Origin of the sequence: Alicyclobacillus kakegawensis NBRC 103104 (genome assembly GCF_001552655.1) — a bacterium.
GTDB classification, from domain to species: Bacteria; Bacillota; Bacilli; order Alicyclobacillales; family Alicyclobacillaceae; genus Alicyclobacillus_G; species Alicyclobacillus_G kakegawensis.
The window spans coordinates 79208-99460 of record NZ_BCRP01000008.1; the positions used below are offsets into that span (position 1 = coordinate 79208).

The 20253-nt window shown below is 56.7% G+C and carries 16 protein-coding genes; 10 read left to right on the forward strand and 6 right to left on the reverse strand.

The window, feature by feature from the left end; genetic code table 11:
• Positions 1-14: 14 nt before the first annotated feature.
• The 4 genes from dhaL to AK2_RS08390 all read left to right on the forward strand — a co-directional run bounded on the left by dhaL (position 15) and on the right by AK2_RS08390 (position 5133).
• Positions 15-719: a dihydroxyacetone kinase subunit DhaL gene (gene dhaL, locus AK2_RS08375; RefSeq protein WP_067933295.1), complete on the forward strand. Its 705-nt coding sequence runs from the start codon at positions 15-17 to the stop codon at positions 717-719.
• A complete protein-coding gene (gene tal, locus AK2_RS08380) occupies positions 716-1795 on the forward strand; it encodes a transaldolase (protein ID WP_067933296.1) in 1080 nt (359 codons plus the stop codon). The genes dhaL and tal overlap by 4 nt, the downstream gene beginning before the upstream one ends.
• A 241-nt stretch (positions 1796-2036) precedes the next feature.
• Positions 2037-3323, forward strand: a complete 1287-nt coding sequence (locus AK2_RS08385) for an MFS transporter (RefSeq protein WP_067933297.1) — start codon at positions 2037-2039, stop codon at positions 3321-3323.
• A gap of 253 nt (positions 3324-3576) precedes the next feature.
• Positions 3577-5133 carry a S53 family peptidase gene (locus tag AK2_RS08390; protein ID WP_067933299.1) on the forward strand — a complete coding sequence of 519 codons (1557 nt, stop codon included), beginning with the start codon at positions 3577-3579 and terminating at the stop codon, positions 5131-5133.
• Positions 5134-5285: 152 nt separating this feature from the next.
• Here AK2_RS08390 and rarD read toward each other — a convergent pair whose 3' ends face one another.
• On the reverse strand, positions 5286-6227 hold the full coding sequence (rarD, locus tag AK2_RS08395; RefSeq protein ID WP_067933300.1) for an EamA family transporter RarD: 942 nt from the start codon (positions 6225-6227) through the stop codon (positions 5286-5288).
• A gap of 131 nt (positions 6228-6358) precedes the next feature.
• On the reverse strand, positions 6359-7189 hold the full coding sequence (locus tag AK2_RS08400; protein WP_067933301.1) for an AraC family transcriptional regulator: 831 nt from the start codon (positions 7187-7189) through the stop codon (positions 6359-6361).
• Positions 7190-7327: 138 nt separating this feature from the next.
• Between AK2_RS08400 and AK2_RS08405 the strand changes: the two genes are divergently transcribed.
• From AK2_RS08405 to AK2_RS08415, 3 genes are all read left to right on the forward strand, one after another.
• On the forward strand, positions 7328-8122 hold the full coding sequence (locus AK2_RS08405; RefSeq protein ID WP_067933303.1) for a sugar phosphate isomerase/epimerase family protein: 795 nt from the start codon (positions 7328-7330) through the stop codon (positions 8120-8122).
• Positions 8123-8140: 18 nt separating this feature from the next.
• Entirely contained in the window at positions 8141-9109 is a 969-nt protein-coding gene (locus AK2_RS08410) for a Gfo/Idh/MocA family protein (RefSeq protein ID WP_067933305.1), read from the forward strand.
• A 183-nt stretch (positions 9110-9292) separates the two neighbouring features.
• Positions 9293-9733 carry a GlcG/HbpS family heme-binding protein gene (locus AK2_RS08415; RefSeq protein WP_369406127.1) on the forward strand — a complete coding sequence of 147 codons (441 nt, stop codon included), beginning with the start codon at positions 9293-9295 and terminating at the stop codon, positions 9731-9733.
• A gap of 246 nt (positions 9734-9979) precedes the next feature.
• On the opposite strand, the gene AK2_RS16450 is transcribed toward AK2_RS08415, so the two are convergent.
• Both AK2_RS16450 and AK2_RS08425 read right to left on the reverse strand, forming a co-directional pair.
• Complete coding sequence (locus tag AK2_RS16450) at positions 9980-10831, reverse strand: SGNH/GDSL hydrolase family protein (RefSeq protein ID WP_083520994.1); 852 nt, start codon at positions 10829-10831, stop codon at positions 9980-9982.
• A 113-nt stretch (positions 10832-10944) separates the two neighbouring features.
• The gene (locus AK2_RS08425) at positions 10945-12129 is read right to left on the reverse strand and encodes an acyltransferase (RefSeq protein WP_067933309.1); all 1185 of its coding nucleotides are present in this window, start codon (positions 12127-12129) and stop codon (positions 10945-10947) included.
• Positions 12130-12605: 476 nt separating this feature from the next.
• Between AK2_RS08425 and AK2_RS08430 the strand changes: the two genes are divergently transcribed.
• The 3 genes from AK2_RS08430 (at position 12606) to AK2_RS17285 (ending at position 17251) form a co-directional block, all read left to right on the forward strand.
• Positions 12606-13553, forward strand: a complete 948-nt coding sequence (locus AK2_RS08430) for a D-2-hydroxyacid dehydrogenase (RefSeq protein ID WP_067933310.1) — start codon at positions 12606-12608, stop codon at positions 13551-13553.
• Between the two features lie 50 nt (positions 13554-13603).
• Positions 13604-14539: a fumarylacetoacetate hydrolase family protein gene (locus AK2_RS08435; protein WP_067933311.1), complete on the forward strand. Its 936-nt coding sequence runs from the start codon at positions 13604-13606 to the stop codon at positions 14537-14539.
• Positions 14540-15001: 462 nt separating this feature from the next.
• The gene (locus AK2_RS17285; RefSeq protein WP_067933316.1) at positions 15002-17251 is read left to right on the forward strand and encodes a peptidoglycan-binding protein; all 2250 of its coding nucleotides are present in this window, start codon (positions 15002-15004) and stop codon (positions 17249-17251) included.
• Positions 17252-17360: 109 nt separating this feature from the next.
• Here AK2_RS17285 and AK2_RS08445 read toward each other — a convergent pair whose 3' ends face one another.
• Together AK2_RS08445 and AK2_RS08450 are read right to left on the reverse strand one after the other, a co-directional pair.
• Positions 17361-18110 (reverse strand): YoaK family protein, encoded by a 750-nt coding sequence (locus tag AK2_RS08445; protein WP_067933318.1) that lies wholly within the window; start codon positions 18108-18110, stop codon positions 17361-17363.
• A gap of 164 nt (positions 18111-18274) precedes the next feature.
• A complete protein-coding gene (locus tag AK2_RS08450; protein WP_067933320.1) occupies positions 18275-19933 on the reverse strand; it encodes a sigma-54 interaction domain-containing protein in 1659 nt (552 codons plus the stop codon).
• Positions 19934-20253 lie beyond the last annotated feature (320 nt).

Here is a 20253-nt window from a genome sequence, read left to right on the forward strand (position 1 = left end):
TGGAGGGCAGCCGGATGGCGAATGTGACAAGTCTCTCGAGTCTATTTCGACGTGTGTCAGAGGAAGTCCAGCGCAACCGCGAGGCGTTATGCCAGCTTGACGGTGCGGTCGGTGACGGCGATCACGGTGTCAGTATGGATATTGGTTGGGCCGCGGTGAGAGATGTGCCCGTCGACGAGACCATGGATTGCGGCACGTATCTCATCAATTGTTCCAAGAGGTTCATCCAGGCAGTCGGCGCATCCATTGGACCGTTGTATGGGACTGCGTTTCTGCGCGCAGGAAAGTATGTCATGGGGAAACACGAGTTGTCTAGCGACGACTGCTTGGAAATGTTTCGACTAGCCGTGGAAGGCATGCAAGAACGCGGCAAGGCGAAAATTGGCGATAAAACCTTGATGGATACGCTTCTTCCCTGTCTCGAGACACTTTCGCAGAGTGTTGCGTCGCGACCATTGCCGGAGTCTTTGACACGGGCTCTGGAGGCCGCGCGTGCTGGCATGGAGTCTACGAAAGACCTTGTTGCCAAGGTTGGACGTTCAAAATTTTTAGGCGAGCGTTCTGCGGGGGTGGTTGATCCCGGTGCAGCCTCGGCGTACTTGGTTCTCAAGGCTATGTACGATTTTATCCTAAAACATATTGAAACTCCTGGTATGTCGTCAAACAAACCGTCTAACGTGAATGAAAACTGTGTCTGTGAAGGAGTGCGGACTTCATGAAGGGATTACATCGCCTTCGGGAGCTCGGGCAAAGCGTTTGGTTGGACAACATTGAAAGAGGAATGATAGCATCTGGACAATTGAAACAGCTTGTGGACTTGGGTGTCTCCGGGGTTACGTCAAATCCAAGCATCTTTGAGCGTGCCATCACACAATCGACAGTGTATAACACAGCCCTATTGGAAGGTGTCCTAGCAGGAAAAGGACGAGACGAACTGTACGATGAGCTCGTTGTCCATGATATTCGGGACGCGGCCGATATTCTTCGCCCTGTATTCGAGCGTACTGAGGGTCAGGACGGGTTCGTCAGCGTCGAGGTGAGTCCGCTGCTGGCTTACGACGAGACGGCCACGGTGGAGGACGCGCTGCGTCTGTGGGATCTAGTCAACCGGCCGAATGTCATGATCAAAGTGCCTGCAACTGATGAAGGGATTCGAGCTACACGAACACTCATTTACCGAGGAATTCCTGTCAACGTCACTTTGATCTTTGGAATCCAGCAGTATCGAAAAGTTATGGATGCGTATGTAACCGCTCTGGCCGATCGCCGGGCAGAAGGTCTTTCAGCCCCTGTGGCTTCCGTGGCCAGCTTCTTCTTGAGCCGATTGGACGACGCAGTGGATAAAGCAGTCAGTCGGCGCAATTTGGACCACTCTTTGTTGGGCAAGGCTGCCTTGGCCAACGCGAAAGTAGCCTATGCGATGTTTCATTCCACCTTTCTTTCGGGTGATCAAGAAGGAATGCAACGGATCCTTTGGGCATCCACTGGACCTAAAAATCCTGCCTATCCCTATCTCATGTATGTCCGTCCTCTCGTTGGAGAAGGAACAGTCAATACCATGCCACCGAGCATTTTGCATCTGTCCATGGAACAAGACTACTATGAACCTTCGACAGTAACCCAGAATCTTTCACAAGCCCACTCTATTCTTGAAGAGTTGCGTGCAATTGGAATTGATACTGAGTGCATCGCTCAGGAACTTCTAACATCAGGTCTAAAAACTTTTGAACAGTCGTACTTGCGCTTGTTGCAACATATTGAGGCGAAGGCGTTGCAACTGTCATGCACCGAGTGATTCCGGATTGAGAAGATGATAGCACCAATGCTGAGAAGCAGTTGATAGTCCCCATCGATGTGGCTCCCGAGACCTGGGGAGCCGCACCGAACCGGGAGAGGATCAAAAAAGCACATAAAATATTCGTTGCGCAGGAATGAAAACGCATACGCCAGTTTTGATTCCATATTACAAGATATACCTATATTATATAAAAATTGGTTTCAAAAGTGGAACATTATTTCGGAAGGAGAGAAATTTAATGCGAACAGTTGGCGAAACCAAACAGGTGTTTGGAATGCCAGTCAGCTTGGCGTGGGGATTTCTTGCCGTCTTTTTATTCATGGTCGGTGACGGAGTAGAGCAGGCATTTCTGTCAAAATATATTGTGCAGCTAGGTTTCTCGGTTGACCAAGCTGCACTGGTGTTTAGTGTATACGGCATTGTGATTGCCGTCGCGTCATGGTTTTCTGGTGTGTTGGTCGAGCTTTGGGGACCTAGGATAACCATGCTGGTGGGGTTTCTGGTCTGGGTCTTGTTTGATGTTGGCTTTCTCGTACTTGGTCTTGAGTCGAGAAATTATCCCATGATGCTTGTGATGTACGGACTTCGCGGATTCGGATTTCCTTTATTTTCGTTCTCGTTCATCGTTTGGATATCCTACGTTTCGGATAAGGGAAGCCTCGGGGCGGCAATGGGGTGGTTCTGGTTTGCATTCGCGGGAGGACTGGGATTCATCGGTGCATACTATCCTAGCTTTACCATTCCCTTTCTGGGGTACATGGGAACTCTATGGAGCGCATTGGCATGGATAGTGGTCGGAGGACTGTTGGCCATCTTCCTCATTGGAGACCGGTCTACCACACAATCAAGAGCAAATCGAGATGGTGAGGCGGGGGGCCATGCTTTGCGCGATTTGTTGGGCGGCATCACGATTCTCGGCAAGAATCCGAAAGTTGCCGTCGGTGGTGTAGTCCGTACTATCAACACATCGGCGCAATATGGGTTCGTCGTCATTCTACCGATTTTCTTCACGAATTCTTTACACTTCACTACTTCCCAGTGGCTGCAGATCTGGGGGGATATGTCCATCACAAACATGATCTTCAACTTCATATGGGGCGCTGTCGGGGACAAACTGGGTTGGCGACGAGTTGTACAATGGTTCGGCTGCATTGGCTGCGCCGCGACCTCCCTTCTATTTTATTACGGTCCTCTGCATGCGGGGCATAATTATGGAATGGCGGTGTTGGTGTCCTGTCTCTTCGGGATTACTTTGGCGGCGTTTGTGCCGTTGTCTGCCATCATGCCTTCTCTAGAGCCAGAAAATAAAGGCTTTGCCATGTCGATACTCAACCTTGGTGCTGGCTTGAGCACGTTCGTGGGTCCGGCAGTAGTCGGTCTGTTAAACAATCGAGTTGGAGTGGCGGGGATTGCATGGGCGTTCGCTATTCTCTATATCGTGAGTGCCATTCTCTCACGCTTCCTTGAAGTGCGTACGGATCATCCGATTGCAAAAGGAGTGGGAAATGCCCAGGAGACTGTTTGATCCCCTCTTCATGAACGAGCACCCCACACACAAACCCCGAGTATTGAGCTTGGGGTTTGTGCCTTCACCCAGCTGCTATGCTCTCTTGCCGTCGATTTCATACCAGATGCACCAATGACAGTGACCCTCATGATACAAACTCGCCGTTACAGCCGGGCGGCAGACCATATGGATATTTATTCCTTTCGGCGCGGGGCGGTTCTACGTACACTAGGGACAAGGGGGGTAGCCTGAAAAGGAGGTTCGGAAAATCATGATGATTCGTAGAGTCCTGTACCCAACCGGTATGGTGGTTCCGAACGGTGGACAAGGCTTTTACCCAGAGGACATCAGGCGGCTGTACAACATTCCGGACAGCTTGGATGGTCAGGGCCAGACCATTGGGATCCTGGAGTTCTCCAACGGCTACAACCTGCGTGACGCCCAGCAGTTTTGGCGCCTGCACGGCATTTCCGCCCCCCAGGTCGCGTTTGTTTCCGCCGATGGCACACCCAACGACGGAGGACGGAGCCCCGATGATGAAGAGGCAACGCTGGACCTGCAATGGGCGGGGGCCATCGCCCCGGGTGCCCGCATCCTTGTGTATGAGGCGGATGCGGGCAACACGTATGACGATTTTGCCAAGGCCATGACGCGCACCTTGCAATACATTCTCAACGACAAGCAGCATCAGCCGTCCGTTCTGTCGATCTCATACGGTGACGGCGAGATTTCCTTCAATGCGGACGACATCCGGCAGTGGGCTGATCTTATCGCGCAATTGGATGCACAAGGGGTCACGGTGTGCATCGCGTCGGGCGATCAGGGCGCGTACGGTCTTCATGACACGAGTGGCCCCAAGACACGCCACGCGGATGCGCCGGCCAGCGTGCCCATGGCAATAGCCGTCGGAGGGACGTCCCTGCAGCCGGACGGATCGGAAAGTGCGTGGACATACAACGGACCCGACAATGGCGGGGCGAGTGGCGGCGGATTCAGTTCCGTGTTCGCGAAGCCGGATTACCAAAGTGGCATCTCCGGCAGTGGTCGCGGGATTCCCGACATTGCCTGCAATGCCGATCCGGCGACCGGCTATCAAATCGTCTTTCAGGGGCAGACGGTGGTGGTGGGCGGGACGTCTGTGTCCTGCCCGGTGTTCGCGGCGGTGTTGGCCTTGGCCAACCAAGCGCGTGAACAGCAGGGGCTGCCGCCGCTGTCCGGATTGGCCGATATCCTTTACGAGGACGCGTCAAAGATCGGGTATCGCGACATCATCGCGGGCAACAACTCGTTCAACGGGGTCGAAGGGTACGACGCTGTTGCCGGGTGGGATGCGTGCACCGGGTTTGGATCGTTTGATGCGGCCAAACTCATCTCGTATTTGGCCAGTGTGCCCGCAAGAGCGCAGGTGCAACCGCCGCAGCCGACTCCGATACCTGTGCGCGGGATGGAGGGTGCGTTATCACCGCACCATCCCCGCGAGTTCATCGTGCGCGTTCAGGCGGTCATACAGCGGGTCGAGCCCGATGTTCAACGGGACGGCGCTTACCACCATCACCTCCTGTTGGACGGCATTCAGGTTCTGAAGGTGTGGAACGGTACGCAGTGGGATGTGGACGATGCCGCGTTTGCGGCGATCCGCTATGGCGATGAACTGGGGCTGTCGGGCCCCATTCCCAATTTGGAACCGGGTCAGACCATTGAGCTGCAAGGCCGGTACATTCCACGGAATGAAGCGTACCCGAGCGCCGGCAATCCGGGTGACGCGGTCATCGACGAGACGCACCACCCGTTTGGCTTTGTCGTGTATCAGGGACAGTTGTATCGCTGACTTGATCCGTTCGTCTCCGTATGGGGAACTAAAGGTCGCCGTGCAGGGATGCCAGCGCGAGTGGAGGATTTTTCCTGCGCTTGCATGGCATCCCTAGCTGCGTACGGTGATCTCCAATGCCGCGAAGACTATGCCGAGCTGTTCAACCGGTCTCAGTGGTGCAGGGTGATCCCCCGATACAACTTTTGTTCCATCCAGGCAAACGGCCGCGTGCGGGCAACCGTGAACAATGCCAGCGAGACCCAGATGAGAATGAACGCCATCAGGTCCTGCTGGTTGAACGGTTCATGGTACAGGAGTGTCCCGAGGATGAGCATGATGGTCGGAGCGATGTACTGCAAGAACCCCACAAGCGACAGAGGGATGCGATTGGCCCCACCCGCGAACAGGAGCAACGGCACCGCCGTTACGGCGCCTGATACCAACAGAAGCCACGTAAGACGCGCGTCGTGGAGCGGTAACGCATGCCCGCCGACGGTGTAAAAACAGGCCAGGAAGATTACGGCCACGGGGGTCATGATGGACGTTTCAATGGCCAGACCGGTCATGGCTCCAAGGTGCACTGTCTTCTTGAACAGGCCGTAGACCCCGAAGGATACGGCGAGCACCAGCGAGACCCACGGAAAGGTTCCCGTGTGCAAGGTCAACAGCAGAACGCCCAAAAAGGCCACCAGCACAGAGACAATTTGCCACATGGACAGCTTCTCTTTGAGAAATATCACGCCCAGCAATACACTGACGAGTGGGTTGATATAATACCCCAGACTGGACTCAATCACATGTCCGTGGTTGACTGCCCAGATGAATGTGTACCAATTCACCGTAATCAGCACAGATGCGCCGACGATGAGCAGCGCCTTCCGCGGCATGGCTATCAATTGCCGCACGTCGGCGGTTAGATTTGTGAGGCTGCGCGTCACCAACAACAGTAGCATCATGAAGACGAAAGACCAGAGAATGCGGTGGGCCAGGATCTCCTCCGGCGTGGCACCCGACAACCATTTCCAATAGATGGGTAGGATTCCCCAAAGCAGGTAGGCGCTTAGCGCCGATGCGGCTCCGATGACCTGATCATTCGGCTTCGTAGTCGTCACGCCTCTCCCTCCTCTGTGTACGGCCGCACCACACGCGACCTGGCGCTCTGTGGAAGATCACACAGACCCCATTATTGTAGAGAGCCGCGCCGGCAGCTTCAAGGGGGCGGATGGGAACGCCTATCCCCCTCTCAGCCCAGGTAGTGTCGCCGGTACTGTTCCGGCGTGAGTCCTTCGTAGCGGCGAAAGGTGGAAATAAAGTGGCTCGCGTCATAGAAGCCGACGCGTCCAGCAATCTGTTGAATGGAGGCGTCTGTGGTGGACAACAGCAACTCTTTCGATTTTACAATTCGCAGCTGCAGCACGTATTGGTACGCACTCACGCCAAACACGTGCTTGAACAGTGTGTTGATGCGCTGCGGACTCATACCCAGCAATTGGGACATCCAAGAGAGTCCAATGTCGGGGTTCGCGTATTCTGTCTCCAACGCAATCAAAACCGGCATCAGTTTCTGATGCCACTTGGAGAACGGGGACTGTCCGCTAGTCCACGCGTACTTGCGCAGGTGAATCAAGAACGCGTAGACCTCCACGCTGCCTGTTAGGCCGGCAAAATCGTAGCCGGGTTGGCAGTTTGTGTCAAAGTGTTCGTGGATGGATGCCAGCGGCGAGTCGGGCTCCCAGCTCAACAGTATGCCGGTTGGCACTCCGATAGTCGAGACTATGGCGTGGGACAACGCGCCGTCGAAGGTGAGAAACCAGGTGCTCCAGTTGGGGGTCACCGCTTGATAACTGTGCGGTGTGCCGGGACCAAGGAGAATCCCTCTGTTTGCGGGCATGCGAACAGTCTTGCCGCAAAGTGTAAATTCTCCAACTCCCTCAATCGTGTGCAGCCAGTGGTAACAGAAGAAGCCGTGTTCGCGAACGACCGATTCTTGATGAGGTCGAATTCCTACCGATTGAATGTGCAGCGGGAGACGTTGCTCCCATTCAGAGGTTACCAGGTGATTTCGATCACCCATTTGTAAACCTCTCCGCCCTTTCATTTTTTCCTATGTCGGACAGTTTATTTTATATTCTAAGTGAATCCGCTTTCATATACAATAGCCGTGACCCACCAGGCAGGTTCTGTGGGTCTTTGCCCATAAGGAGGTGCGCCGATGAGGCTCGCTGCGCAGGAAAACTTAGTTCCCGGCAGCACGTTTCAAGAGAAGGTGGACAATCTGCAATCTTTAGGTTATGACGGCGTGGAACTGCGGGGAGACGGTCTCGCTGGGCGCGTGGGCGAGATCCGCCGGGCGTTGGAGAATTCCGGGGTGTCTGCAACGTGTGTCTGCGGTGGCTACAAATTTGGCCTTTTGTTTCCTGACAAAGCGGAGCGCGCCCAGGCGCGCGACCAGATTCGTACCTTGCTCTCGCTGGCCGCCGAAGTGCGGGCGCAAGGGTTAATTCTTGTACCGATATTCGGACCGCCGCGCCTCCCGGACCTCAGTCCCTGGAGAACCTCCGAACAACTTGAAGAGGAACTCCTGGTAGAACAGTTGGGCGAACTCGCCGAATACGCGGGCACCCAGGGCACCCAGTTGATTCTCGAGCCGCTCAATCGCTATGAGACCCACTTCGTGCGCCGTATAGAGCAGGCTGTTCAACTATGCCAACGCGTGGCTTCACCTCACATGACGGTCTTGGCGGATGTCTTCCACATGAACATCGAAGAAGCTTCCATTCTAGATGCTCTGCGCGGCGCAAAGCCGTGGCTTGGATACGTCCACCTGGCGGATTCCAACCGCCTTTTGCCCGGGATGGGGCACACCGATTTTGCGGCGGTGTTTGCTGCATTGTCCGAGATTGCCTACGGCGGTTGGATGTCGCTTGAATGTGGTGTTCCTGCGGGCGATGGAGAGGCGCTGGGGCAGAGTCTCCGTTTCATGCAATCCCTGCTGCCCAACGAATGAGAGAAAGGAGAGGTTGCCATGACTCTGCGTATCGGTTTTATCGGCGTCGGCGGTATCGCCGAGGTGCATCTGCGCAACATTGCTGCGACGGACGGTGCGCAGGTGGCGGCTATGTATGACGTGAATCCCGGGCGTCTGCAGGAAATGGCCCGCAGGTACGAATGTGCCGCGTACTCCGACATGCAGGAGATGCTGGAGCAGGCGGCCCTCGACGCCGTGTACGTCTGTGTGCCTCCGTTTGCGCATGGGGAGATTGAGTTTTCGGTGTTGGAGCGCGGCTTGCCCATGTTTGTCGAGAAGCCGATCTCGATAGGCGAAGAGCCGGCCCGCAGGATTCTGGAAACTATCGAATCGAGCCGGTCGATTGTGGCCGTCGGGTACCACTGGCGCTATTCCCAGGCTGCACAGCGCGCCAAGGAGCGTCTGGCTGGGCGTATTCCGGCGATGGTGCAGGGGTACTGGCTGGGCGGCATGCCTATGGTTTCATGGTGGCGGCGAATGGACCAGTCGGGCGGACAATTCGTGGAGCAGACCACCCACATTGTCGATCTCGCCCGCTACCTGATGGGAAATGTGCGCGAGGTCTACTCCGTCTTCGCGCAGCGGGGCATGCAGGACATCGTGGAAGGGGTGACGGTTCCGGACGTGGGCTGCATTACCCTCCGCTTTGAAAACGGAGCTGTTGGCACGATATCGAATACCTGTCTGTTGAATCAGGGCTATACGGTGGGCCTCGATATCCTCACCCGGGATGCGATTCTGGAGATTCGCGGGGACGGTCTGACCGAGCGCACGACTGCGCAAACGGTCATCTACCGCAATCAGGAGAATCCCTATCTCAGCGAGGATATCGCATTCCTGGACGCTGTTCGCAGTGGTGACCCCAGTCGACTCTTGTCCACATACAAAGACGCTTTTCTGACGCAGCGGGCGACCGCCGCGTGCAACCGGTCGGCCGCAAGCGGCAGGCCGGTGTTGTTGGATTAAAGCTGCGTCGCGTGCTTGTGAAGGGACTGCCTGTTGATGACAGAGACGCAGGCCACGTATGGCCTTGCTGAATGCAAAAGGGGGAGTTTCCGCAATCATGCGAATCTATAGCGGTGAAAGCGCGTGCTTCGTGTTACGATTGTAGGGAGTCAAAACTGACGAGAACGAGGAGCGGATGGAGCGGTGAAAGCGTACGAGATGAAACCGGTCATCACCCGGGCGGTGGTCATGAAGATGCTGCAGGCAGCGTGTGACGAGGCGGAAGCGATGGGTATCGCGGTCAATGTCGCGGTCATGGACGACGGCGGCAACTTGCGCGGGTTCATCCGCATGGACGGGGCGCCGCTGTTAAGCAGCGAGATTGCCCAGAACAAGGCCTACACCGCCAGCGCTTTTGGTATTCCCACCCAGCAGTGGTACGCGCGCATTGAGAAAAACCCGGCACTCCTGCACGGCATCGTACACACACCGCGGTTGACCATCTTTGCGGGCGGATTGCCCCTGTATGTAGAGGAATATCTAGTGGGTGGAATTGGGGTGTCCGGTGGTACGGGGGAACAGGACGAAGCATGCGCGAAACGCGCGGTCGTTGAGTTTGAACGCCATTTTGCCAATCGGGCTTGAACTCTTCCATTGGTTTCAGCTGGCGGTTCAGCGGCGGTTGCCCACTTCGCAGTCTCCGGATCGCTGCCGTCAACTGGCCTTCATCGGCAATTGTCAAAGTAGGGTTTCGGCGCCGCGGACATCATTTCCCGGGCCTGTGGCGCCTTTGTTTTCCGCATCGGCGGAAGATGTATGGGCGTACATGGGGGTACCAAGAGAGCATGGACGGTCAGATTCGTTCCACCTAAAGGACCCGTGGATCGCCATTCAGGAACGAAACCGAATGGGGCCCAATCCAAATTTCAGAACCAGGTCATTTTCCAGAAGTGTACCGGCGAGTTCATGACCAGCCTGATTGGGGTGCCAGCTGTTTCCATAATACATATGATAGGTTTGATGGTGGGCCTGCATGTAGGCTTCCATTTGATGATACACATCCAGAATCACTACGTTCTTATTGTTGAATGAGTCCGCGACACTGAATAATTTCTTGATAAATACCTCTTGTTTCTCGTGCTCCACTGTGGCAGAAGCCTGCACGACGGGTGGCGTTACGATGAGCACAACGGCATGGACTGCCAAGGCATCCGCGATTTCGTCGCGGATGGCGTCTCCAAATTGGGTGACCGTCGTTTTGTGCTTGCTCGCAATTGAATTCAAAAGTCCCCAGGCTAAAACCACAATCTGAGGACGGTCTTTCTTCAACCACAGTTGAAACTTGCCGCTTTCCTGCATCATGACGGGCGTTTCTCCAACGATTGTATGGTCGACATATTTGTAATTTGTGTCGGTACTCATGCTTCGTGCGGAGAAGGCCCGCCTAACGTATGAGTCAGAATGCGGATCTAACCAACCATGCGCCATGGAGCCACCAAATACATCGACTGTTTCTGTGCTGAGTGTGGTGTTGAGCTTTATTTCCGTCTGCTTCGCTGGGTTAGAATGCTGAACCGCATATTGAGACGGAGCCGCATGCATACGATTGGACCAGTGTATCGCGTAGTCTCGAAATTTCCAACCAGCAACGAACATGACGATGCACAGCGTGATCACCGTGATAGTTTGGATTGCATGACGAACTGGACGCTTGCTCTGCCGAATCCTCTTGTGCGGGCTCATGAATGATTCCTTTCTTGCTGTTCACTGCTGCCTCAAGGTTTGTGATCTCCACGTAGCCCTCATCTACGTAATCCTGGAGTCGAAACAAGTAGGATGGACGCAGTATGCAGATGTCAGGCAGTTGCTGACGTGGATTGAACCATTCGGATGTTCACTTTGCGTCCAACGCAGTACGCGAGACCTGGAACCTTTCCTATTCCATAGGCTACCAGCATAGAAGAAAAGTAAACAAACAGGACCGAGACAGGTATCAAGCTAAAATGCACCCAGCTTGGCACTTGAAGATGCTGGACGGTCGTTTCCATGACGTACAACGGAAACGGTTGAATCAAAAAGATGCCGAAGGACGTATCCGAGGCAGTTTTGATGAAACGACTGAACGGCCGCCAGGCCGGCAATTCACGCCGCTTAGCCCATTGAAACCCGGCATACCCCATGCACGCTATCACGATGAGACTAAATGGAACCATGATGGGCTGCAGTACGGTTTCGGATAAACTGCTTCCCTCCATGAGAACCAATTGATCAACGAAGTAGTGCGCAACCACGATGACAACCGCCACCCCGAGCGTCGTCCACAACATGCGTGCATGCGTATCCATGAACGACATTATCCGGTCGTAATGGCAGGCTACGACGCCACCAGCGATAAACCAGAATTGGTAAGTCAATAAAAATGCCTGTCGATGTATATCCAAGTGAGACAAGATCCCCGGCAAACTGGACGGATCCAGATGTGACAATACAAATTTCGTTAAGTACATCAAACCTAATTCCAATATAAAGCTTGCAATGAAGATGTGTGTATGCCAGCGTTCCAGTTTCCGAAGCCCATACAGCAGAACTGGAAACACGACATACAGCTGCATCGTTACAAGCACATAGTACAGGTAGAACTGATTTCCAACCTCGAGCGAATGCGCCAAGACTCGGATCATTGAACCGAGAGACCAATCATATGTCCCCTGGGTGATACCGCCGAATACGATGTAGATAATGTTCCAGAAGAGGTAGGGGATTGCAATCAAGGAGAATCGTTTACGCCAGAACTTCAATGTGCTAAAGTCACGCCGATAGTAAGTGATAAACAGCACCAGACCTGTGATGAACATGAAGGCCTCGCGAGTGAAATGTAAAGGCGTGATGACGGCCCCCAGTATCAATAGAGGCGTTGCCGCTTGTTGGGGCTCCATTTCAATGAACCGCGCCAATGTATGTACGGAGATCACACTCAACATGATGAACGCACGCATCAGGTCAACTTCATACAGATGCCTCTTTTGTTCCGTGCGCGCCATGATAACCTCCCTGGTGCCAAATTGTGTAGATTGGCTTCTTCGATTTTCCCTGCATCGGGACCGAAATGTTCTCGTAAAGTGTAAACCTTCATGGGGGTCATTCGGAAGGGGTTTTTTGTAATTCCTTTGATCCCCGCACGGTCCGCAACATGCAATTCCGTTTGGCCAAAGCCTCTCATGACATTCTAACTCTACAAGACATCGGTCCATAACGTACGAGGACAATCATTCGACATGGCTGGCCCGATTCCTGTCATTTTGTATCGGAGATTCGCGGCAAATGGTCGTCCACACCGCGTTTGGTTGACATCTGGATTGTCGCATCTCGCTAATCCAACTCGTTAGCCTTTTGCGACTGTCTCTTTCGAATGGCGCTATGGTTTATATTTATAATAGTGGTTAATAGTCGAAGTGCGGACAAGGCGGTCACCGGCTCGAATCGACGCCATTGTACCCAACCCTAGGAGGGATGTGGTGTGTTGTATTTTGCTCATCGGATGCGGGAGGAGGACAACGCCGCCTTGGTCGCCGGGGTCCATGACCGCGTCGTATTCGGCCCCTTGCGGGGGGATGGGGGTTACGTACTAGCCCTGCGAGAGGCGGAGATGCTCGTCTGCCCAGGCGGGGCCATCACGGCGGAACTTATCAACCACTGCGCCCAAGTGCGTTGGATTCACTCCGTTTCGGCGGGGGTGGAGCGGGCTCCGTTTGCCCTTTTGCGCGAGCGCGGCATTCAATTATCGAATTCACGCGGGATCCATGGCAAGCCGATTGCGGAGCAGGCGCTGGGCATGATGATTGCTTTCTCGCGCGGACTGCACGCGAATTGGCGAAACCAGCGTGAGCGGAAATGGGAGCGTGTCTATCCGCTCAGCGAGCTGACGGACAAAACCTTGTGTATCGTCGGCTCTGGCACCATCGGACGCGAGGTGGCGCGCAAGGCGAAGGCGTTTGACCTGCGCGTCATTGGGGTGAAACGCACCCCCGAATCCCTGCCTGATCACGATAGCGTCGTGGGATTCGAGCAATTGGATGCGGCACTGGAGGCAAGCGACTATGTGTTGGTGCTCACGCCCTTGACGGAGGCGACGCGTCACCTGTTTGACAGGGCGCGTTTCGGGCGGATGAAGCCATCGGCGGTGTTTCTCAACTTCGCCCGCGGCGACGTGGTGGACGAGGAGGCGCTTGTCGAAGCCCTGCAGTCCGGCCAGATTGCCGGCGCGGCACTGGATGTGTTTCACGAGGAGCCGCTCCCTCCCGAGAGTCCGCTCTGGGCGATGGACCAGGTCCTCATCTCTCCTCACAACGGAGGCTGGACGCCACATCACGACCGGCGGTTGGTGCCAATCATCCTGGACAACTACCGTGCCTATCGCGAGGGGCGGCCGCTGCCGACCGGGGTGGACCTGGAACGAGGGTATTGATATGTTGCCGCCGTACTACGCACGGCAATGCAGGATAGGGGGCCATCCACATGATCCGTACACTTCGCTATCTCGATCCGTCCGATGGCCGCGTTCACCTGGGCCTGCTGGAGGGGGACGACGTCTACAGCATCACTCGGCAGATTCCCGGGTGGACCTGCCCGGTTGATATGTGGCGTGCGCTCACGGTGTTGGGGGTGAGGCTGGAGTCTGCCGCCAACCGCCTGCAGCACGGCCCTGCGCTGTCGTTTGCCGATTTGGAGCGGTGCGGTCGTCTGCTGCCACCAGTGGCTTGCCCAGAGGTGTGGGCGAGTGGGGTCACCTACGAACGGAGCCGGGACGCCCGCAATGCGGAAACTCAGCTTCAGGACAGTGTCTATGACCGCGTGTATGTCGCTGAACGGCCGGAGTTGTTTTTCAAAGCCACCTATCGGCGCCTAGTCGCACCCACGCAGCCCCTGTCGCTGCGTTCGGACTCACACTGGATGGTGCCGGAGCCCGAGTTGTCGGTGGTGGTGGGCGAGCGCGGCGAGGTTATCGGGTGGACCATTGGCAACGACTTGAGTTCGCGTGACATTGAAGGGGAAAACCCGCTCTACCTGCCGCAGGCCAAGGTGTTCGCCAACAGCTGCGCGCTCGGGCCCGTCCTGCTGTGGAACACAGGCAGGGAGCGGCCCCACGATTGGCGGGTGCGTATGACCATTCACCGCGAGGGGGCCCGTGTGTTCTCGGGGGAGATCGCGGTCAACCAGCTGCACCGGGGCGTCGACGAGTTGATTGCTTATCTGTTGCGTGACAATCCGATTCTCGACGGAACCGTGTTGATGACCGGCACCGGCATCGTTCCGCCGGACGAATTCACCCTGGCGCCCGGTGATGTTGTGGAGATCTCGGTGGACGAAATTGGCACACTGCGCAACCCGGTGCACGGGCCGGCGCGGCCCGCCCACACGGAACCGGGCAGGACCGCACGGCGGATTCGTTGACCTGTCGGGTAGGCGGCCGCGCTGACGCAGCTGTACAACGGCAGCCGCCGAGTGGCTGCCTGCCGTGTTGTCCGGCAGTTTAGCTGCCAGGCGGTGTATGCCTGTCAGGAGGCGGTTTTGGGTTTGGGGTATGGGTAGGATTCCCTGGTTAAATCGCCTCATGTTCTACCAGCCTTCTTGTGCATTCACTTCACTCTCCCTGTAATCACCCGACACAAGGTTATGAATCTGCTTTCTATGCACGCGCAATCCGGCTGCTTGCGCGCTCGGCTTTGGTCGCGACGCCGAAGCGAAAGTAGAAAAATGCCGAAAGTCAAGTGGATGTTGTAGGAAATCGAGGCTTCTTGTCGAAGTCATCTTGTATCCGAGAGGGCAGCTGTTTTCATTGGCACCTGTCGGAACTACTATGATTTCCAGACAGTCACATAGGGTTGTCTGAGTTGCAAGGAGGCGAGCGCACTGTTGAAGAAACGGACCTATGCCGCCGTGTTGGCTCTGGCCGGAATGGGTGCGGTTACAACCACCGGGGTTGTCGGAGAGGCCCCTATGGTGGCGTTTGCGGCGAGTTACCCGACCGTCAGCATAGGCTCCCATGGTTCCACCGTCGTGTACCTGCAAAACCGGCTCAACGCGCTGGGTTACAGCTGTGGCAAGGCGGATGGCATTTTTGGCCCGAAGACGTTGGCTGCCGTGAAGAAATTCCAAAAGGCAAACCACCTGACTGTCGATGGCATAGTAGGACCCAAGACCTGGGCTGCCCTGACGGGGGCAAAATCCTCAAGCGGGACCTCCGGGAAGTCTTCCTCTTCCCAGTCAGCGAGCAAATCGTCCACCGTCACCATCTCCTCAACCCCCACTCTGCGCGAGGGCTCTACTGGGTCCGCTGTCAAAACGCTGCAAACCGCGCTGAATCAATTGGGGTATTCATGCGGCACGGTGGACGGTGTGTTTGGTTCGAAGACGTTGTCGGCTGTTAAAAAGTTCCAGAAAGCCAAGGGGCTCAGTGTGGACGGAATTGTAGGGCCAAAGACCTGGGCCGCTCTGAAATCCGCGTTGGGAAGCATCGCTTCGCGCGGCGGGACGCCGCCAACCAGCGTAACGACAGGTTCTTCGTCCGGATCGTCAGGTTCCGGTTCATCGGGCTCCACTTCGTCTGGATCTAGTTCGTCTGGTTCTGGCTCGTCCGGATCGAAGTCGTCCGGCTCTAGCTCGTCCGGTTCTAGCTCATCCGGGTCCAGTTCGTCGAGCCAAGGACCGGCCTACCCAGGGACCGTCCTAAAGGTCGGATCCCAGGGAACGGCGGTCAAGGAAGTCCAGCAGAGGCTGAACCAACTCGGGTACTCCTGTGGTACGGTCGATGGGGATTTTGGTCCTAAGACGGAGAGCGCCGTCAAGGCGTTTCAGAAAGCGAACAAATTGACGGTTGACGGACAAGTTGGACCGGCGACGTGGTCGGCGCTGTTCAACGTGAAAGTCACGACGTCCAATCCGTACACCAATGTGGATTTGCGCTATTCGGCCCCCAAGTCTGTGACGGCAAGCCAAATTAATCAATGGATTGCCTCGTACCACCCCGGCAACATGGAGGGACTGGGTACATACTTCATCGAGGCGCAAAACAAGTACGGCACCGATGCGACGTACCTGTTGGCGCACGCGGCGCTAGAAACCGGTTGGGGGGCCAGTTCGCTGGCGATGAACAAAAACAACTGGTTTGGCTACGGGGCGTACGACAGGGACGCCTATGGCTTCGGCGGCACGTTCCCGTCCAGCGAATACGCCATCCTGTTTGAGGCGTGGGAGGTGCGCCAGAATTACCTGACGCCAGGAGCGTCCAACTATCATGATTCGCCCACGCTGGTCGGGATGAACGCCAACTATGCCACCAGTTCGACCTGGGCTGACAGCATTGGCGCCATCATGGGTGAATATGTGTCGGAGACGGGCGGATCGGCCAGCGATTATGTGCAGTATCAGCCATCCAACAATCCACCGGCGCCCGCGTCGAGCACGGAACCGGTGTACAGAGTGAGCACCGATTCGGTGGCACAAGTTGCGCCCAACTCGCCGTACAGCTCTCTGCCTGTCTTTTCATCGCTGAGTGACGACGCGGCCGGCTCGTTCTTGTACGGTACCTTATCCCAGACGAGTTCCTCGGTTTCTTATCCGTCGGTGAAAAAACTGCAGCAAAGACTCAATGATCTTGGTTATTCCTGCGGCCAGGTTGACGGAGAGTTTGGGCCCAAGACCACCAGCGCCCTAAAACAGTTTCAGGCGTCACATGGTCTCCCGCAAACCGGCGTGTGCGACGATGCCACCTGGGCGAAGCTGTTCCCGGCCACCGGTACGGCCTTGCAAAAGGGGAAAACATACCATATCGATGAGATGGCCCAGTTTATGACCGACGGTATGGAGGACGGAATCAAACAATTCGTGACCCTCTGGTACCACGTCGTGGGCTACGGCTGGGTGCCCTCGACCGAAGTGCAGCTGAACAATGTCTATCAGGTCATTCCGGCGCAGGGATACACCTTGAATCTGACCGGATCGGCCGGTTCCGTGACGCTGCATCGAGGGGATTTCGCCGTGAAAAACTCGTCCGGGCAGCTGGAAGTCTACAATCAGAGCAGCGGCAAGCTGATTGTCGGCAAGCCGAGCGCTTCGTACACTTTGCAGCAATTCAAGATGCCAGTGGTACACAGCGGCGGTTGAGTGCAGGCCGTCATTGCCGAAACGCCAAGCGTCCGTCCCCGCTCAGGCGGGGACGGGTTCCCGTTGATGGGGCTGTGGTGTCCGCTGCCAAAAAGGGAGGGCCACAGGTTCACAAGGTGACGCGCGTGTTGCGCCTCGATCTCACGCGCATCCACGAGCGGCAGGACGCAATCACGACGGCGAAGACAGTGACAATCGGCAGGCAAACGGCTTGCAAGCCAAAATGGCGCACGCACAGCCCACAGACCAGCGCGCCGATCCCGTAAAGGACGATGACTGTCATCCATGTCCGTATCGATTGGAGACTGGCGCGCGCAGCACTGCGCTGTTCCGGATTCGTGTTGCCCCGTTGGATCCAACTCCGCCACTGCCACACCACCGTTTCCACCAGGCCGAGCAGGGTGCTGGTGATGACCACGGTGGTCACGCCGGGAATGCCGATGCGGCGGGCACCTGTGCCCTGCAGCCCCATGGCCATCGACAAGGCGACAATTAAGTACAAGTCCAGGTTGGCAATCTGGTTCCGTCCATATGTGGCGAGGACGAGAAACGCCAGCAACGCCGCCCATTCACACGCAAGGACGGCGGAGAGCGGGGCGTCCACGCGGCGGGCGGATGCGGTCCGGTTGCGCAAAATCCACGCGCCCAGGGCCGCTCCCACGATAAACCCTCCAAGCGCTGCGACGTAGCGCATTGCCGCCAGTCCCGGCGCGTGCGCCACAGCCAGGCCGAGCAATACTGTGTTGCCAGTCATAGCGGCGGTGAACACCTGGCCCAACGAGAGGAAGCTGATGGCGTCGACACAGCCGGAGGTCAGGGTCAGCAAGGCCGCGAGCGTACGGATCCCAAGGGAGTTCACAGTGTATCCCCTCCTTTCCCCAGCGCATTGGGGCTTGTGGCTGCTGGCGCATCTGGAGACATGATAACAGACGCCAGGTACGGCGACACGGGGAACACAAGGCCAAGCGCCGGTTGGCCGGGCCCCGTGTTGTATTCACTTTGCCACCGGGTCTCAGGTCGGGCTCACCTGGCCATGCCGTACCGCTGGAGTTTGCGCACGACGCTGGATTGGCTGATGCCGAGCGCCTTGGCCATGGCGTAGGTGGAAGCATGGGACGATGACACCTGTTCCAAAATGTGCCGTTCGTATTCTTCCAGCAGTTCCTTGAGGGTCTGGCCCGGCGGGAGTCGCGCAGGCTGCCTCACGCTTGCACCCGGAGGGGGCGCCATCTCCCGCTGGGCGCCGGCCTCCCATGTCGGCTCCTCCATGGCCTGGCGCACCGCGTGTGGCGTGATGACAGATGAGTCCGACAACAGGACGACTCGCTGGGCGACGTTCTCCAGCTGGCGGATATTGCCCGGCCAGGGCAAGGATTCAATCCAGCGCAACGCCTCCTGGGTCACCGTCATGGGCGATATGCCAAAGCGGCGGGCGTATCTGTCCACGGCTTCCCGGAACAACAGCGATGCGTCCTCGCGACGTTCGCGCAGCGGTGGTATCGCAATCGGCAGCACGTTCAACCGGTAATACAGATCAGCGCGAAACGTTCCCTGGTCGACCATGTTTCTGAGGTTGCGGTTGGTCGCCGCGACAATCCGCGTGTTGACCCGGGCTTGGCGCACACCACCGACACGGGTGAAGCTCTGTTCCTGTACAAACTCCAACAACTTGGACTGTACAGCGGGCGGTAATTCCGCAATCTCGTCCAGAAACAGTGTGCCCCCGTCCGCCATCTCGACCAACCCGGGTTTGCCGCGCCGGCCGGCGCCCGTGAAGGCGCCCGGCTCGTAGCCAAACAACTCACTTTCCAACAGGTTCTCGGGAATCGACGCGCAGTTGACACGCACAAACGGTTGGCCGCTGCGTCGGCTGTGGGCGTGAATGTATTCAGCCAACCGATTTTTCCCGACGCCCGTTTCGCCCAATATCAGCACCGTCACGTCGGTGGCGGCCGCACGGGCGGCGGTTTTTAACACGGATTGCATGCGCGGGCTCTCGGCCACCAGCGTGGTTGCGGATACCGGCGCAGCGCCCTGCGCATCTTGCTGCTGGGCCGTGTTCGGTATCCATGGGGTCAAATCCAATTCGGTCACGTCCTTGGCGCTCGTCACCACCTGCGTGATGTTCCCGTCTGCGTCGAAGACCGGATTGGCCGAGGCCATCAACCGTCTCCCGGATCGGGTGGTCTGAAGCACCGACACCCGCTTTTTTTCCCGCAACACCATCGAGGTGACAGACGGGTAGAAGACGCCAGCTTGCTCGAGCTCGTAGACAGATTGGCCAATCAGTTGTTCTCGGGGCATGCCGTACATCTGCGCGGCCGCCTCATTGACGCGAACCGTGCGTCCATCGGCATCGGTGACGAATACCTCGTCCAGACAAGCATCAAGAATCTGTTCCAATTCCCGGTTTTCCCCGGCCAGGCGCTGAACTTCACGCCAGAGTTCGTCGCTGGCTTTTGGGATGCACTCCATCAGCATGCCAGCCTGCGTGGTCGCCGTCAGTGGATGCAGCCGGTACGTGTAGCCGTCGGGAAGTTTTTCCGTGATTTCCTGCCAAGGCCGCCCTGTCGGCGCGGACGCAAACAGGGCATTGGCGGCCGGATTGGCCCATTCCACGTGTTCCTGCGTCACCCACAGCAGCGGTGTATCGAGCACCGACAACAGGGCTGCCGACTCCATCCGCATCGCCTCCTCATTCTATAGGATTTTTCCTTACATAAAGAGAGAATCCGCTGATGCGCATCTTCCCACGCAATGCATACTTGCATCACAATATGAACCATTTCTGCAGCAAAAGCAAGCTGGTTGCCTGCGTGTGGTCGCCAGCGACGGCGCTCCGTCCCCGGCGACAGCAGGCGGCTTGGGCGAGATCTTGGCATCGCTTGTGGCTCTTCTCCCCTGGTTCCAGGCCGACCTCCTCACTGTGTGAGATTCTCTGCAACGTTGGCACGATTTTTGCATTCACCAAGAGGTACGAAAGATAGGATACTTAGGCTACT